General features: G+C 70.8%; 15 protein-coding genes. 12 read left to right on the top strand and 3 right to left on the bottom strand.

Annotated features, from left to right (window positions below; translation table 11 throughout):
* Positions 1–16 precede the first annotated feature (16 nt).
* The 6 genes from ACSMXX_RS12915 (at position 17) to ACSMXX_RS12890 (ending at position 5,106) form a co-directional block, all read left to right on the top strand.
* Positions 17–1,198 (top strand): acetoin utilization protein AcuC, encoded by a 1,182-nt coding sequence (locus ACSMXX_RS12915; RefSeq protein WP_473184167.1) that lies wholly within the window; start codon positions 17–19, stop codon positions 1,196–1,198.
* A gap of 174 nt (positions 1,199–1,372) precedes the next feature.
* Positions 1,373–2,170: a phosphatase gene (locus tag ACSMXX_RS12910; protein WP_473184760.1), complete on the top strand. Its 798-nt coding sequence runs from the start codon at positions 1,373–1,375 to the stop codon at positions 2,168–2,170.
* Between the two features lie 129 nt (positions 2,171–2,299).
* Complete coding sequence (locus tag ACSMXX_RS12905; RefSeq protein ID WP_158677109.1) at positions 2,300–2,509, top strand: helix-turn-helix domain-containing protein; 210 nt, start codon at positions 2,300–2,302, stop codon at positions 2,507–2,509.
* Positions 2,510–2,659: 150 nt separating this feature from the next.
* The gene (locus ACSMXX_RS12900) at positions 2,660–2,758 is read left to right on the top strand and encodes a 30S ribosomal protein bS22 (protein WP_003948845.1); all 99 of its coding nucleotides are present in this window, start codon (positions 2,660–2,662) and stop codon (positions 2,756–2,758) included.
* A gap of 214 nt (positions 2,759–2,972) precedes the next feature.
* A complete protein-coding gene (locus ACSMXX_RS12895; protein WP_473184166.1) occupies positions 2,973–4,085 on the top strand; it encodes an NAD-dependent epimerase/dehydratase family protein in 1,113 nt (370 codons plus the stop codon).
* Positions 4,078–5,106 (top strand): lysophospholipid acyltransferase family protein, encoded by a 1,029-nt coding sequence (locus ACSMXX_RS12890; RefSeq protein WP_473184165.1) that lies wholly within the window; start codon positions 4,078–4,080, stop codon positions 5,104–5,106. The genes ACSMXX_RS12895 and ACSMXX_RS12890 overlap by 8 nt, the downstream gene beginning before the upstream one ends.
* A 114-nt stretch (positions 5,107–5,220) precedes the next feature.
* On the opposite strand, the gene ACSMXX_RS12885 is transcribed toward ACSMXX_RS12890, so the two are convergent.
* The 3 genes from ACSMXX_RS12885 to ACSMXX_RS12875 form a co-directional block, all read right to left on the bottom strand.
* Positions 5,221–6,555: a DUF5667 domain-containing protein gene (locus tag ACSMXX_RS12885; protein ID WP_473184164.1), complete on the bottom strand. Its 1,335-nt coding sequence runs from the start codon at positions 6,553–6,555 to the stop codon at positions 5,221–5,223.
* Between the two features lie 268 nt (positions 6,556–6,823).
* Entirely contained in the window at positions 6,824–7,690 is an 867-nt protein-coding gene (locus tag ACSMXX_RS12880) for an ECF subfamily RNA polymerase sigma factor, BldN family (protein ID WP_473184163.1), read from the bottom strand.
* 364 nt (positions 7,691–8,054) lie between these two features.
* Positions 8,055–9,038, bottom strand: coding sequence for an HAD family hydrolase (locus tag ACSMXX_RS12875; RefSeq protein WP_473184162.1), 984 nt, complete (start codon positions 9,036–9,038; stop codon positions 8,055–8,057).
* 225 nt (positions 9,039–9,263) lie between these two features.
* On the opposite strand from ACSMXX_RS12875, the gene ACSMXX_RS12870 reads away from it, so the two are divergent.
* From ACSMXX_RS12870 to hemB, 6 genes are all read left to right on the top strand, one after another.
* Positions 9,264–9,500 (top strand): glutaredoxin family protein, encoded by a 237-nt coding sequence (locus tag ACSMXX_RS12870; protein WP_473184161.1) that lies wholly within the window; start codon positions 9,264–9,266, stop codon positions 9,498–9,500.
* A gap of 292 nt (positions 9,501–9,792) precedes the next feature.
* Complete coding sequence (locus ACSMXX_RS12865; protein ID WP_473184160.1) at positions 9,793–10,572, top strand: redox-sensing transcriptional repressor Rex; 780 nt, start codon at positions 9,793–9,795, stop codon at positions 10,570–10,572.
* Positions 10,569–12,110, top strand: a complete 1,542-nt coding sequence (locus tag ACSMXX_RS12860; RefSeq protein ID WP_473184159.1) for a glutamyl-tRNA reductase — start codon at positions 10,569–10,571, stop codon at positions 12,108–12,110. The genes ACSMXX_RS12865 and ACSMXX_RS12860 overlap by 4 nt, the downstream gene beginning before the upstream one ends.
* A complete protein-coding gene (gene hemC, locus ACSMXX_RS12855) occupies positions 12,107–13,105 on the top strand; it encodes a hydroxymethylbilane synthase (RefSeq protein ID WP_473184158.1) in 999 nt (332 codons plus the stop codon). Before ACSMXX_RS12860 ends, hemC begins: the two co-directional genes overlap by 4 nt.
* Positions 13,102–14,784: a bifunctional uroporphyrinogen-III C-methyltransferase/uroporphyrinogen-III synthase gene (locus tag ACSMXX_RS12850; RefSeq protein WP_473184157.1), complete on the top strand. Its 1,683-nt coding sequence runs from the start codon at positions 13,102–13,104 to the stop codon at positions 14,782–14,784. Before hemC ends, ACSMXX_RS12850 begins: the two co-directional genes overlap by 4 nt.
* Positions 14,781–15,788, top strand: a complete 1,008-nt coding sequence (gene hemB / locus ACSMXX_RS12845) for a porphobilinogen synthase (RefSeq protein WP_473184156.1) — start codon at positions 14,781–14,783, stop codon at positions 15,786–15,788. The genes ACSMXX_RS12850 and hemB overlap by 4 nt, the downstream gene beginning before the upstream one ends.
* Positions 15,789–15,903 lie beyond the last annotated feature (115 nt).

The raw sequence follows: 15,903 nt of genomic DNA, 5'->3' as shown, positions 1-15,903 counted from the left end.
CCGGTACGGTGGCGGGATGAGTGGCGGCGCACAGTTGATGTGGGACGAGGCAGTCACCGGCTACGACTTCGGTCCGGGACATCCGATGGATCCGGTTCGGCTGGCGCTGACGATGCGGCTGGTCGAAGCACTGGGGCTCGACGCCCACAAGGATCTGAAGGTGGCGGCTGCGAAGGCGGCCGGGGATTCGACACTGCGGCTCGTACACAGACAGGACTACATCGATGCGGTGCGCCGGGTCTCCGACGATCCTGATTCGGCGACAGGGGAGTTCGGGCTCGGCACGCCCGACGATCCAGCCTTCGCCGGCATGCACGAGGCCTCGTCGCTGATCGCCGGGCAGTCGGTGGCGGCCGCGGACGCGGTGTGGCGCGGAGACGTGAAGCACGGGATCAACTTCGCCGGCGGGCTGCACCATGCGATGCACGCGTCAGCCGCGGGGTTCTGCATCTACAACGACGCGGCACTGGCCGTCGCCCGGCTTCTGGAACAGGGGGCCGAGCGGGTCGCGTACGTCGACATCGATGTGCACCACGGGGACGGAGTCCAGGACGCGTTCTGGAACGACCCGCGCGTGCTGACGATTTCGCTGCACGAGCACCCGCGGATGCTGTTCCCCGGCACGGGCTGGGCCGAGGAGAGCGGTGGCCCGGATGCGGAGGGCACAGCGGTGAACGTGGCGCTGCCCGCCGGCACCGGTGACGAGGGCTGGCTGCGGGCGTTGCACGGTGTGGTCCCCGAACTCCTCGGCGAATTCCAGCCGCAGGCGCTCGTCACGCAGCACGGCGCGGACACCCACTTCGAGGACCCCCTGGCGCACCTGGCCGTGAGCGTGGACGCTCAGCGTGCGGCGGCCGAGGCGCTCCACGGCTGGGCGCACGAGTATGCGGACGGGCGCTGGGTCGCGCTCGGCGGCGGGGGATATGCGGTGTTCGACGTCGTACCGCGGACGTGGACGCATCTCGTCGCGATCGCCGCGGGTGCGCCCGTGCCGCCGGAGACCGAAGTCCCCGACGCATGGCGGCAGATGGTGTACGCGCGTACGGGCAGTCCGGTGGCCCCGCAGCGGATGACGGACGGACGCGAGCCGGTGTGCCGAGTGTGGACGGAGACGGGTTACGACCCTGCCGATTCGCTCGACCGTGCGGTGCACGCGACCAGGAAAGCGGTCTTCCCGGCGCACGGGCTGATGCCGTAGCCGACCGGCGCCTCGGTGCCCCCGCGCTCGTACAAGGATTCGTCAGGTGGTCCCAGGCGCTGAGGGACACCGGTGCGGTGCTCAGCCGCGAGCATGGGCGGTGTGCTGAGTGGCAGCGACGGCGGAGCGGAACGGAGCGACCGGACGGGCGAAGGGCCTCCCGGCGCGGGGGCGCTGCGCGCACATCTGCTGGCGTCCCGGCTGGCCGGAACGACCGCGACCAGCCGGGAGAAGAGCCTCCGGCGTTACCGGCTCTTCGCGGCCCGCGACCCTCGCGCCCTCATCGGTCTCGAACCCGAACACGACTGGCCCGTCCCGGCGTTGCTCGCACTCATGGCTGAAACCTGCGGGGTGTCGGGCGACCCCGCTACCGTCTCGGGACACGACACCATCGACCCCGAGCGGACCATCGCGGCGCTCGACGCGTTCGCCGGGCGGCTGCGCAGCGCGGCTGAGCGGCGCGTTCCCGTGTTGCTGGGGACGGGTCACCCGGGGCGGCTTCTGGGCTTCTACGCCTCATTGGCCTCAGCTCTCTCGTCGGCGGGATGCACTCTCCTCACATCAGCGGAGGGGCGACCTGTCGACATAACGACCATGTTCGGCGTACGCACTCTCGTCCTCGGCTATGCACGCGGGGTTGCACTGATACATGAGCCCGGCGTGCGACCGGCGGCCGGTGCGCCGGGTGTGCACACGCATTCGCCGCTGCCGCTGCGGACCGTGCTCGCCGCGGCGATGGCGGACGGCGGGCCGCTGCCGGACCTCGTCATCGGAGACCACGGATGGGTCTGCGCAGCAGGTCAGTTGGGTATTGAGGCAATCGGGCCCGCAGATACGGATGATCCGGCGCCGTTCGTGGGTCAGGCAGAGGGGAGGGTGTCGGTTGCGGTACCTGTCGATGACGCTGCGCGGTCCGACAGCTACCGTCCGCTGGCGCACTATGTACTCAATCGAGCGTGTCTGTCACAGTAGGAGACCGATCGCTACTCCTCTTCCCCACTTGCATCACCCGCCCCTAATCTGGGGAGGAGCGCGCATGCGAGCGGGAGTCGCCGGAAGGGGAAGCCGGTGACCGACATGTGCGGAAGGTTCAGGTGTGACATGGCTGCTGGCAAGGGACCTCTCAACGAGGTCAACTTTCTGACCGTGGCGGAAGTCGCCTCGGTGATGCGAGTGTCCAAGATGACCGTGTACCGGCTGGTGCACAGCGGTCATCTGCCGGCGATCCGGGTGGGAAGGTCCTTCCGGGTCCCAGAGCAAGCCGTCCATGAATACCTCCAGGAATCCTATGTGGGGGTGGAGACGGCCTGACGGCATCGCGCGACGACCCTCGGATTACGAGCCGCGCACGGTGACGGGTAGGCTGAACCTTCATGTAGGTCGTGTGGGCTCGGACGCCCCGCGCCGAGTGAAGACAGTTCTCTCCGTGTCTGCGGGGAAGATTTGTGAGCGAGGGTTGTCGTGGGCTCAGTAATCAAGAAGCGGCGTAAGCGGATGGCGAAGAAGAAGCACCGCAAGCTCCTCAAGCGGACGCGAGTTCAGCGCCGCAATAAGAAGTGAGCGAGCGCCGAGTACGCAGGTGACCGCCGTTCTGCTGCCCGCACCAGGTGTGCGGCGTGGCGGGACGGCGGTTTCGTTTGGTATGGACGTTCGCGTTTCGCGGGCGTGTGTGCGGACAGGCGTGAACCGGAATCCGCAGAAACGTAACCTGCGGGACCCGGCGGTACCTCGCTTCGTGCGGCACAGTTCGCAAGTGGGCGTCAGGGGAGGGATCTTGGGCAGGGTCGTACTCGTGACCGGGGTGGCCCGGCAGCTCGGTGGCCGCTTCGTGCGCCGTGTCCAGCGTGAACCCGACGTGGACCGGGTGGTCGGCGTCGACGTCGTGGACCCGGAGCATCACCTGGGCGGCGCCGAGTTCGTACCGGCGGACATCCGGCAGCCGGACATCGCAGGAGTGCTGGCCCACTACGGCGTGGACACGGTCGTCCACATGGATGTGCACGGATCGCAGCCGGCGGTGCCGGGGACCGGCAGCCGCAGTTCGGTCAAGGAAGTCAACGTCATAGGCACGATGCAGCTGCTCGGCGCCTGCCAGAAGGCGCCGTCGGTGCGGCGGCTGGTGGTGAAGTCGACGACCAGCGTCTACGGCGGGGCACCCCGCGATCCGGCGGTCTTCGACGAGTCCACCCCCGCCAAGTCGATGCCCAGCGGCGGCTTCGCCAAGGACGCGGTCGAGGTCGAAGGGTATGTACGGGCCTTCGCGCGGCGCCGCCCCGATGTGTCCGTCACGGTGCTGCGGTTCGCGCACGTGCTCGGTACGTGCGTGGACTCGCCCCTCGCGGCGTACTTCGCCCTGCCCGTGCTGCCGACGGTGCTCGGCTACGATCCCCGGCTCCAGTTCGTGCACGAGGACGACGCCGTCGAGGTGCTGCGTCAGGCGGCCCGCGAGCCGCGCCGGGGGACGCTGAGCGCGGGCACGTTCAACATCGCCGGAGACGGCACCCTGCTGCTGTCCCAGTGCGCGCGCCGGCTCGGACGGCCGACGGTGCCGATGCTGCTGCCCGCCATCCGCTGGGGAAGGTCGCTGCTGCAGTCCGTCGGCGCCACGGACTTCTCGCCCGAGCAGGTGCGGCTGCTGACGCACGGACGCGTGGTCCGTACGACGCAGATGCGTGAAGTCCTCGGTTTCGAACCGCGGTTCACAACGGGGGAGACGCTGGCTGCCTTCGCCCGCAACCGCGCGCAGGGGCTGCTGCCGCCGGAGACCCTGGCCCGTACGGTCGACAGACTGGCCGCGATGGTGACCCCGCCGCCCGAGGACGAACGGCATGACCAGGGCCAGGACCAGGACCAGGATCAGGACGAGGAGGCCGGGCGCCGTGGCTGATGCGAAAGTCATCCCGTTCGGATCCCCCGACGACGGGCACGAGCGGCGCGGCGGGCACGAGCGGCGCGACAGGAGCGCGGAGCGCGCGGAGCGGCACTTGCGCGCCGGGCCTATGGACGGGGACCACGGTGACGACCGAGGCGAGGGAGTTGACCCCCACGACGGTGAACTCCCTCCGGAGGGCGACTGGGAGCGCAAGGCCGCGCAGGCGCTGGCGTTCCTCCGCAGGCGGGTCACCGGCGAATACGAGGTCGACGACTTCGGCTACGACCGCGAGTTGACCGACCAGGTGCTGATGTCGCTGCTGCGCCCGCTGTACGAGAAGTACTTCCGGGTCGAGGTGCGGGGCGTGGAGAACATTCCCGACGAGGGCTCGGCCCTGATCGTCTCCAACCACTCGGGCACCCTGCCGCTCGACGGCCTGATGATGCAGGTCGCGGTCCACGATCACCATCCGGCCGGCCGTCATCTGCGGCTGCTCGCGGCGGACCTCGTGTTCATGCTGCCGGTCGTCAACGCGCTCGCCCGCAAGGCGGGCCACACGCTTGCCTGTTCGGAGGACGCCGAGGCGCTGCTGGCGCGAGGCGAGGCCGTGGGCGTCATGCCCGAGGGGTTCAAGGGGCTGGGCAAGCCGTTCTCGGACCGCTACAAGCTGCAGAGGTTCGGACGCGGCGGCTTCGTGTCGACCGCGCTGCGGGCGGGGGCGCCGATCGTGCCGTGCTCGATCGTCGGCGCCGAGGAGATCTATCCGATGGTGGGCAATGCCAAGACGCTCGCCCGGCTGCTGGGATTCCCGTACTTCCCGGTGACGCCGACGTTCCCATGGCTGGGACCGCTCGGCGCCATACCGCTCCCGACGAAGTGGACCATCCAGTTCGGCGAGCCGATTCCGACGGACGGCTATCCGGCGGGATCTGCCGACGACCCGATGCTGATGTTCAACCTCACGGACCAGATACGCGAGACCATCCAGCACACGCTCTACAAGCTGCTCGTGCGGCGGCGGTCGGTGTTCTTCTAGAGCGCGTTCTGGACGTCCCGGCATCGGCCTCGTACGTCCGTGATGCGCACAGCGCGGCGCCCCTCCCACGTGGGAAGGGGCGCCGAGTGCTGTTCGGTGCTCGCGCTGCTCCGGCTACCTGTCGTCCGAAAGCCTCTTCAGCCCCGGCAGCACATCCGGAACGATGGGCGGCAGCGTGACCTCGGAATCCGGCTGCGAGTGGCCGCTCCCGCCCGAGCCGGGCAGCGACGGCTTCCCGTGCGGATCCCCGGACGGGTCCAGAAGGCCGCCGCCGCCGATGAGTTCGCCGGCGCGGGAATCCGAATCCGACGGCAAAGGCTCGCCGGATCCGCCGTCCTCCCGGCCGTCGGCCTCCGCGGAACCCGAAGAGGACGAGGGGCGGGGTGACTTGCCGCCGTGCCCGTGGCGGCCCTCTCCGCCGCGCTCGTGTCCTCGTGGCGATCCCTCGCCCGAGTCGGAGATCAGGCCGGCGATCGGGGTGATGTCGCTGTCCATGGCGTCGAAGACGGAGCTCACTTCGTCGCGTACGTCGGAGAGCTGAGAGGGGAGATTCTGCTGCAGCTTCCCCCAGCTCTCGCGGTGTTCCGAGCTGAAGGAGGACAGGGAGCGCATCGGGGCGATGCTGCCGTCCCTCTTGTACGCCGTGCTGAGCAGGTGGTGGCCCTCGCTGGCGTCGTTGCGCATTCCCGCGAGCGCCCTGCGGACCTTGCCCACCGACTCGTAGTCCAGTTCGGCGCCCCCTCGAGTGCCTTCCATCAGGCGGCGGGCCTCCTGGAGGCGCGTGGAGGCGCGGGCCAGATGCAGCCGCCCGCGGTCCGTCTCGTCGTCCGCGAAGTCCAGACGCAGGTCTTCCATGCCCCGTTTGAGGCCGTAGAGCGAGTCGCCCGGCAGCGCCTCGCTGCTCGCCGAGGCGACGCCGCCGAGGGCGGAGGCCGCGACTCCGACGCCGAGCCCGCCCGCCGCGATCCCTTTGCCCAGGCGCGAGTTGGGGCGGAGTCTGCTCAACGGCCTGACGGCGGGGGCGCGGTGGGCGCCTTTGCCCTTGGCCCCTCGTCCGTCCCGCTGCGCCGGAACCTGCCGGGCACGCGCCTCCGGCGAGGCGAACTCCGCCTCCATGGCGGCGATCAACTGCGCCCGCTGCACGGTCTTGACGTCGGGCGCCACCGCGGGTCTGGGTACGGAGCGGAGTCTGTCCGCCAGACCGAGCAGCAGCCCGGGCTCGGTGTCCCCTTCTTCCTCGGACGGGCTCTCCGCCGGGCCGGCGGCGGCTGCGCCCGGCCCGCCTCCGGCGGTCGCGCACGGGCGTACGGGGGCGGGCGGAGCGGCGCCGGAGCGTCCGTCTTCCGCCGTCCGGTCGGCCGCCGCGGCCTCGTCGAGCTCGTGCTCGTGCTCGTCAAGGGCCTGGGCGAAGGCGGCAGCCCGCTTGCTCGCGGTTGCTGACCCGATCACGGGCGGCACCTCCTCTCGTCAGCACGGTCCACTCCCCACCACGGATGGAAGGCTGTGTGGCAAAACGCTCATATTCACTCGGAAGTGGGAGCGAACCCTTGCGTGCCACGGTGCGGGGAGACTGCACCCCCACAACGAGCGTCAAGGCACTCGGGTTACGGACTCACGATGATGTGACCGGGTGCATACGCGGAGTCACCCTCTGGCGTGGGTCACGGCAGGGCGAATCCGGAAAAAACGCCCGAACGGGCTTGGGGATAGGCCGAGTTCAGCGAGCGTCCTGCGGCAGCAGCCGGGCGAGCGTGCGGACCGCCCTGTACTGCAGGGTCTTGATGGCGCCCTCGTTCTTCCCCATGGCGCGGGCCGTCTCGGCGACGGAGAGGCCCTGCAGGAAGCGGAGCGTGACGCACTCCTGCTGCTGCGGATTGAGCCTGCGTACGGCTTCGAGCAGTGCGGCGTTGGAGAGCGACTCCAGGACCGAGTCCTCCGGGCTGCGCTCGACCTCGTTGGCGTCGAGCATCTCCCCGGTGGTCACCTCGAGGCGGAAGCGGCTGGACTTGAAGTGGTCGGCGACCAGATTGCGCGCGATGGTGACCAGCCAGGCGCCGAAGTCCCGGCCCTGCCAGGTGAAGGTGCCGATGCGCCGAAGTGCCCGCAGGAACGTCTCACTTGTGAGGTCCTCGGCTGTCGCCTTGCCGCCCACGCGGTAGTAGATGTACCGGTACACCGTGTCGCTGTACTGGTCGTAGAGCCGCCCGAAGGCATCGGCCTCCCCGGCCTGCGCCCGCTCGACGAGATCCATCATCCGGCGGCTGTCGGTGTCCGAGGCGGCGGGGCGGGCGCGTCGGGCCGTGGACGTGCCCGAACTTCCCGAGGCCGAACTGCGGGTACGCCTGCCGACGTTGCCCGGCGAGGCTGCGGGGGCGGCGGGCGCTGCCGCCGCGGCGCCGACTGCGGCGCTGGTCGCGGCGCGGTGCGCCATGGCATAGCAGGGGCCGGCGGGGACGGGCACGGCTGATGCGAGGGCGGGGGCGTACGCGCGGGGGACAAGAGCGCGCAGCCGGCCGAGTGCCGCAACGACCGTGCTGCGCAGCGTAGCCAGGCCCGAGGCGTCAACCCCGACGTGTGGGTACACGGGACTCCCAGAGGCAGAGCTTCCATCACGTGCAGTACGGGACCGTTCGACCCGGAAGGGGCGTGTGGGTACCGATTGCGTCTGAGGAGAATAACGCTTTGTATAGACGGCGCTACGCGTAGTTGCTGAAATCGCCGATTCGGTCTGATCTGTTACGCATTCACGCCCTCTCTTGCACTGACTGTGACCGGTTCAACGATCGTTTGCTGGTCACAACTTGTCGTTCGAGTTACGACTTGTGCACGGAGGTCCGAAGCGTCACTGGCGGGAGCGAGGGTGCCGCAGGTGGCGGAAACCCGGCGTCCAACTGCCGTGCGGCATGCGTCCGTACGGCGTGTCGAGGCGTGGCGTCCGAGCTGAGGGCCTATCGGCGGCGGCGCTGCAGAGCGACCGCGGCGGCTGCTCCGCCCGCCACGGCGCCGACGCCCGCGGCTGCCGGAATGCCCACCTTCGCGGCCTTCCGTCCGGTGCGGTAGTCGCGCAGCCGCCAGCCCATTTCGCGCGCGTGCTCGCGAAGCCTGCTGTCAGGATTGATCGCATACGGATATCCGACGAGCGAGAGCATCGGGATGTCGTTCGCCGAGTCGCTGTACGCGGCACACCGCTCCAGCTCCAGGTCCTCCCCGGCGGCGAGCGCCCGTACGGCCTCGGCCTTGGCGGGGCCGTGCAGCGGCTCGCCCACGAGCCTCCCCGTGTAGACGCCGTCGACGGATTCCGCGACGGTGCCGAGCGCGCCGGTCAGGCCGAGCCGCCGGGCGATGATCGTGGCCGTCTCCACGGGGGCGGCGGTGACGAGCCAGACCTTCTGGCCCGCGTCGAGATGGGCCTGCGCGAGGGCGCGCGTGCCGGGCCAGATGCGGCCGGCCATGTACTCGTCGTAGATCTCCTCGCCGATGGCGGTCAGTTCGGAGACGCGGTGGCCCTGGACGATCGAGAGGGCACTGGAGCGCACGTCCGCCATGTGCCCGGCGTTCTCGTTGCCCGCCATCCTGAACCAGGCCTGCTGCCAGGCGAAACGGGCCAGTTCGCGCTTCTCGAAGAAGTCGCGCTTGTACAGGCCGCGGCCGAAGTGGAACAGAGCGGCGCCCTGCATGACCGTGTTGTCGAGGTCGAAGAAGGCGGCGGCGCGGGTGTCGCCCGCGACGGGGAACGCGGGCTCCTCCTCCTCGTACTCCTGCGCCGCCTCGAAGACGCCCTGCTGCACTTCTTCCGCTTGCCGCTGCTCCAGTTCCTGCTTGCGCGCCGCGTCGGCGGACGCCTCGCCCGCGAGCACGCTGCGCGCGGTGGCGGCGCGGCCGCGGCTCGCGATCCAGGACCAGGCGCGACGGGGAGTGGGACCAGAGGGCATGACAACGAGGATAGCCACTTCGCGACGCATGCCTGTTACGCCCGGATGTCCAACTGTGGGCCGTACGGGACACATTCGGAACGGGACGGTCGCCTGCGGGTGCCGGCCCCGGACGCGGTCGGCCCCGGCCCGGGTGCCCGGCGCCGTATCCGGCGGGTCCGGCGCCGGATGTGAAGCACTGCAGAGGGGGGCGTGTGGCAGCCGGGAAGCGGGAGAATGGCGGGCATGAGGACTGTCACCCTGATCGGGAAGCCCGGATGCCATCTGTGCGACATCGCACGGGACGTGATCGTGCGGGTGTGCGCCGAAACCGGAGCTGCCTGGGAGGAGAAGAGCATCAACGAGGACCAGGAGCTGTACCGGAAGTACTGGGAGCAGATCCCGGTTGTGCTGGTGGACGGTGCGCAGCACGATTTCTGGCGGGTGGACCCGCAGCGGCTGCGAAAGGCTCTGGAGAGCTGACCGGCCCGCGGGAAGCCCGCGGGGAGCCCGGCGGGAAGGTCCCGGGGAGTCCGGTCGCCTTGCCGGGTGCGGCAGTTGGGCCGTGCCGGAGAGGCGCCGGTCGCGGCCGGCGTGACGTGAGGAGTGACGTGTGTCGCGGCAGTTGCATGTGGCACCGGTCACGTTGACCGGACAAATCGGACTCCATCTTTGTGCACGCGTTCACAAAGGCATAGCCTTGTGGCGATGGAGCGTTCATGACGCGCGGCTCGCGCGGGAGCGCTCACCGCTTCGCGCAACCGGCAGGAGCACCGTGGCAACTGGCCGAAATCACCGACCGGCGACGACCCGGAGCCGAGGGATCCCCGAGGCCACCGTCGCCCGGCTACCGCTGTATCTGCGGGCCCTGACGGCGCTCTCGGAGCGCTCCGTGCCCACGGTCTCCTCCGAGGAACTGGCCGCGGCCGCAGGGGTCAATTCGGCCAAGCTGCGCAAGGACTTCTCCTACCTCGGCTCCTACGGCACCCGCGGTGTCGGCTACGACGTCGAATACCTCGTCTACCAGATCTCCCGCGAGCTCGGTCTGACGCAGGACTGGCCCGTCGTGATCGTCGGTATCGGTAACCTCGGCGCCGCGCTCGCCAACTACGGCGGATTCGCCTCCCGCGGGTTCCGCGTGGCCGCCCTGATAGACGCCGACCCGTCCCTGACCGGGAAGCCCGTCGCCGGCATCGACGTACAGCACACGGACCAGCTCGAGCAGATCATCGACGAGTCCGGCGTCTCCATCGGGGTCATCGCGACTCCCGCGGGCTCCGCGCAGCAGGTGTGCGACAGGCTCGTCGCCGCCGGTATCACCTCGATCCTCAACTTCGCCCCGACCGTGCTGTCCGTCCCCGAGGGTGTGGACGTGCGGAAGGTGGACCTCTCGATCGAGCTGCAGATCCTCGCCTTCCACGAGCAGCGCAAGGCAGGCGAGGAAGCCCCCGAGGAGGACGAGACCGCGCCGCCGGCGGCTCCGCCCGCCGCAGCGGTCACCAAGCGCACCGAGCCGGGATCTGACGGGGACCTCCCCGCCGTGATGCCCGCATGAGTCTGCTGGTCGTCGGCCTGAGCCACCGCAGCGCCCCGGTGAGCGTCCTGGAGCGTGCCGTGCTCGCGCCCCAGGTGCGCGGCAAGCTGCTGCAGGACGCCGTGAGCGCCGAGCCCGCGGCGGAGGCGGCCGTGCTCTCCACCTGCAACCGCATCGAGCTGTACGCGGATGTGGACAAGTTCCACGCCGGTGTGGGCGAACTCTCGACGCTGCTCGCACAGCACAGCGGCGTCGGACTCGACGAGCTGACTCCGCACCTGTACGTGCACTACGAGGACCGGGCCGTGCACCACCTGTTCTCGGTGGCCTGCGGCCTGGACTCGATGGTCGTCGGAGAGGGCCAGATCCTCGGCCAGATCAAGGACGCGCTCGCCGTCGCCCAGGAGCAGCACACGGCCGGGCGGCTGCTGAACGATCTCTTCCAGCAGGCGCTGCGTACCGGGAAGAGGGCACACAGCGAAACGGCCATCGACAAGGCCGGGCAGTCACTGGTCACCTTCGGCCTTCAGCAGCTCGCGCGCCCCGCGCCCGTGGAGGACTGGGTGCGCGGCAAGCGTGCGCTGGTCATCGGGGCGGGATCGATGTCGTCCCTGGCCGCCACGACCCTCGCGCGGGCCGGAGTTGCCGAACTGGTGATCGCCAACAGGACCCTGGACCGCGCCGAGCGGCTGGCTTCGGGGCTGGCTCCCGGGCTCGCTGCGGGCGCGGCGCCCGCGGCCGCGCTGAGCGCCGGGCACGGGCCTCGTGCGCACGCGCTGCCGATCGACGGGCTCGCGGCGGAGCTTCCCCGCGCCGACATCGTGGTCTCCTGCACGGGCGCCACCGGGCTCGTACTCACCGACGAGGCTGTTCGCGAGGCGCTGGAGCGCAGGACCGAAGGCGCCGGCGGGGCTTCCGGGGCCGGGGCAGGCGGAACCGGCGGATCCGGCGGGGCCGCCGACGGGATGGCGCTGCTCGACCTGGCCATGCCGAGGGACATCGACGCCGCCGTGCACGGCACGGAGCGGGTTCGCCTCGTCGACATCGAGTCGCTGGCCGAGGCGGCCGCGGACGCGCCGCTCGCCGTGGACGTGGACGCCGTACGGAGCATCGTCAGCGAGGAGGTCTCCGCCTTCGGCGCCGCACAGCGGGCCGCGACGATCACCCCGACCGTCGTGGCCCTGCGCACGATGGCCGCCGATGTCGTGGCCTCCGAGATGGCCCGGCTGGAGGGCCGCCTCCAGGGGCTCGACGACAAGCAGCGCGCGGAGATCACGCAGACCGTGCGCCGCGTCGTGGAGAAGCTGCTGCACGCGCCGACCGTACGCGTGAAGGAGCTGGCGGGTGAGCCGGGCGGCGCCGGATACGCGGACGCCCTGCGTGAACTCTTCGACCTCGACCCGCAGACGGTCGCCGCCGTCAGCAGCCCGGTGCCCACGGGCGTACCGGAGCCCACCGGGTCCCCGGAGGGCCCCGGCGGAGGCCGGCGGAGCGAGCAGACCGATGAAGCAGGTGTCCCGCGCCCGAAGGCGGCCGGGCGCGACGAGGTGAGCACATGAGCAACAACCCAGCCAGCCCCCTCCGGTTGGGGACCCGGCGCAGCAGACTCGCCATGGCCCAGTCGGGGCTCGTGGCGGAGCAGGTGCGCCGGGTGACCGGCCGGCCCGTGGAGCTGGTCGAGATCACGACGTACGGCGATACCAGCAAGGAACACCTCGCGCAGATCGGCGGCACCGGCGTCTTCGTCACGGCGCTCCGCGACGCTCTGCTGAGCGGCCGGATCGACTTCGCCGTCCACTCGCTGAAGGACCTGCCGACCGCGCAGCCCGCCGAGCTGAGGCTGGCCGCCGTGCCCCGGCGCGCCGATCCGCGCGACGTGCTGATCGCCCGCGACGGCCTCCGCTTCGAAGAGCTCGCCGCGAGCGTGCGGGCCACCGGCAGGCCGGCCCGCATCGGTACGGGCTCGCCCCGCCGCATGTCGCAGCTCGCCGCGTGGGCCCGCAGCCTCGGCACGGAGGTCGAGACCGTGCCGATCCGCGGGAATATCGACACGCGCATCGGGTATGTGCGCTCAGGCGAACTCGACGCCGTGGTGCTCGCAGCAGCCGGGATGGAACGCACCGGACGCCTCGACGAGGTGACCGAACTGCTCAGCCCCGACGCCGTGCTGCCCGCCCCCGGCCAGGGGGCCCTCGCCGTCGAGTGCGCGTCGGCCGACGCACACCTGGCCACCCAGCTCGCCGAGCTCGACGACCCGCACACGCGGGCCGCCGTGACCGCCGAGCGAACCCTGCTCGCCGCCTTGGAGGCCGGCTGCAGCGCACCTGTGGGAGCGCTCGCCGACCTGCTTGGCGACGGGCAGGTTGCCACCGAAATGCGCCTGCGCGGCGTCGTCGGAACCATCGACGGCGAGACGCTGGTGCAGCTGTCCACCACCGGTCCCGTACCGGCGTCCGCGGAGGGCACAGCGATCCCGGAGAACATGGGACGTGAGCTCGCCGACGAGATGCTCGCCAAGGGCGCGGCCGGTCTGATGGGGGAGCGAGCACTTTGAGCCCCACCACTGCCCACAATTCGACAACTCGGCACCTCTACGGTGCACACGGACACGTCACCTTCCTCGGTGCCGGGCCCGGAGACCCGGGTCTGCTCACGCTGCGCGCCGTCGAGGCGCTGTCGCAGGCCGACGTGCTTGTGGCCGACCCGCAGGTGCACGACGTCGTCCGCAGTCATGCGCGGGCAGGGGTGGACACGCCGCTTCGGGTGGAAGACGGGGCGAAGCAGGACGCGAAAGCTGACGGGGCATCAGCAGCCGCGCCGAACGGTGCAGCAGATATTGCCATGGCGGCCGCACGGTCGGGCAAGCGGGTCGTACGAGCGGTGACGGGCGATCCCGGACTCGACGCCGACGCGGCGCGCGAGATGCTGGCGTGCGCCGGCGAAGGCATCCCGTTCGAGGTCGTGCCGGGTATCGCGACCGCTGTGGGAGTCCCCGCGTACGCCGGTATCCCGCTGCGCGACGCGGAGGGCACCGACGTCCGCTTCATCGACGCGCGTACGGCCGACGACAGATGCTGGACGGAGGTCGGCGCGAGCGACGCGACCGTCGTCGTCTCCACGTCGCTGGACTCCGTCGTGTCCGTCGCCGGCGAACTCGTCGCGGGCGGCCGCAAGCCCGAGACTCCGCTCACGGTCACCGCCGCCGGCACCACCACACGGCAGCGCACCTGGAGCGCCACGCTCGGCACCATCGGCCAGGTCCTCAAGTCCGCGAAGGTGCTGCCCTCCCCGGACAGCGGGCAGCCGGTGATAGCCGTGGTCGGGGAGCGCAGCGGCGCCGCCGAACGCCACCGCCTGGCGTGGTTCGAGTCCAAGCCGCTCTTCGGCTGGCAGGTGCTCGTGCCGCGTACGAAGGAGCAGGCCGAGTCGCTCTCCGACCAGCTGCGCAGCTACGGCGCGGTGCCCGCGGAAGTGCCCACCATCGCCGTCGAACCGCCGCGTACGCCGCAGCAGATGGAGCGGGCGGTCAAGGGCCTGGTCACCGGGCGGTACGAGTGGATCGCCTTCACCTCGGTCAACGCCGTGAAGGCGGTGCGCGAGAAGTTCGAGGAGTACGGCCTGGACGCGCGCGCCTTCGCGGGCATCAAGGTCGCGGCGGTGGGCGAGCAGACGGGGAAGGCGCTGATCGAGTTCGGCGTGAAGCCCGACCTGGTGCCCAGCGGTGAGCAGTCGGCCGCCGGGCTGCTGGACGACTGGCCGCCCTACGACCCGGTCTTCGACCCCATCGACCGCGTCTTCCTGCCGCGGGCCGACATCGCCACCGAGACGCTGGTGGCCGGGCTCATCGAGCTGGGCTGGGAGGTCGACGACGTGACCGCGTACCGCACCGTGCGCGCCTCGCCGCCGCCGGCCGAGACGCGGGAGGCGATCAAGGGCGGCGGTTTCGACGCGGTGCTGTTCACCTCGTCGTCCACGGTGCGGAATCTCGTCGGCATCGCCGGCAAGCCGCACAACGTCACCGTCATCGCCTGTATCGGCCCGGCCACCGCCAAGACGGCGGAGGAGCACGGGCTGCGGGTCGACGTCATGTCGCCGGAGCCCTCGGTGCACAAGCTCGCCGAGGCGCTGGCGGACTTCGGTGCGGAGCGCCGCGCGGAGGCCGTCGCCGCGGGCGACGTGGTGAAGCGGCCGAGTGAGAAGCGGCCGGCCAGGAGGAGGGCACGATCGTCGTGAGCGAGCACGTACCAGGCGGCGCGGCGGGCGGGTTCCCTTCGGTGCGGCCGCGCCGGCTCCGTACGACTCCGGCCATGCGGCGGATGGTCGCCGAGCACCGGCTGCACCCCGCCGAACTGATCCTTCCCGTCTTCGTGCGCGACGGCATCAGCGAGCCGGTGCCCGTCTCGTCCATGCCGGGCGTCGTGCAGCACACGCGCGAGACGCTGAAGAAGGCGGCGTCCGAGGCCGTACGGGCGGGCGTCGGCGGCATCATGATCTTCGGCGTGCCCAAGGAGCAGGACAAGGACGCGGTCGGCACCGCCGGCACCGACCCCGAGGGCATCCTCCAGGTCGCGCTGCGGGACGTACGCGCCGAGGTCGGCGACGACATCGTGATCATGTCGGACCTGTGCCTGGACGAGACGACGGACCACGGCCACTGCGGCGTCCTGGACGCGCACGGCCGGGTCGACAACGACGCGACGCTGGAGCGGTACGCCGAGATGGCCCGTGTCCAGGCCGAAGCCGGCTCACATGTGCTGGGCCCCAGCGGCATGATGGACGGCCAGATCGGCTTCGTGCGCCGTGCCCTCGACGAGGCGGGCCACCAGGACGTGTCCCTCTTCGCCTACACCACGAAGTACGCCTCCGCCTTCTACGGGCCGTTCCGCGAGGCCGTCGGCTCCTCGCTCAAGGGCGACCGCAACACCTACCAGCAGGACCCGGCGAACGCCCGCGAGGCGCTGCGCGAGCTCTCCCTCGACGCCGCAGAGGGCGCTGACATGGTGATGGTCAAGCCGGGACTGCCGTACCTGGACGTGCTGCGTGACTTCGCCGAGCGCGCCGAAGTCCCCGTCGGCGTCTACCAGATCTCCGGTGAGTACGCGATGGTCGAGGCCGCGGCGCAGAACGGCTGGATCGACCGGGACCGGGCGATCATGGAGACCCTGACGAGCTTCAAGCGCGCGGGCGCGAACCTGATCCTCACGTACTGGGCGACGGAGGTCGCGGGCAAGCTCTGACTGCCCGGCCCGCCCTCTGGACGCCGCCCGCACACGACTACGGGGACGAGGCCGCCGGGCGGTCCCGTCCCCGTGCTCCGTCGTCAGGAAGGGCTCAGGCCTTCAGGGCCTGAAC

It is taken from the genome of Streptomyces sp. DSM 116795 (genome assembly GCF_055792905.1).
This window is presented reverse-complemented; position numbering and strand designations above follow the sequence as displayed.

Bases quoted from the DNA above. Each gene is read 5' to 3' on its own strand.
- ACSMXX_RS12915 (WP_473184167.1), top strand. From the start codon at position 17: ATGAGTGGCGGCGCACAGTTGATGTGGGACGAGGCAGTCACCGGCTAC.
- ACSMXX_RS12905 (WP_158677109.1), top strand. From the start codon at position 2,300: ATGGCTGCTGGCAAGGGACCTCTCAACGAGGTCAACTTTCTGACCGTG.
- ACSMXX_RS12875 (WP_473184162.1), bottom strand. From the start codon at position 9,038: ATGCCCTCTGGTCCCACTCCCCGTCGCGCCTGGTCCTGGATCGCGAGC.
- ACSMXX_RS12870 (WP_473184161.1), top strand. From the start codon at position 9,264: ATGAGGACTGTCACCCTGATCGGGAAGCCCGGATGCCATCTGTGCGAC.
- ACSMXX_RS12860 (WP_473184159.1), top strand. From the start codon at position 10,569: ATGAGTCTGCTGGTCGTCGGCCTGAGCCACCGCAGCGCCCCGGTGAGC.
- hemC (WP_473184158.1), top strand. From the start codon at position 12,107: ATGAGCAACAACCCAGCCAGCCCCCTCCGGTTGGGGACCCGGCGCAGC.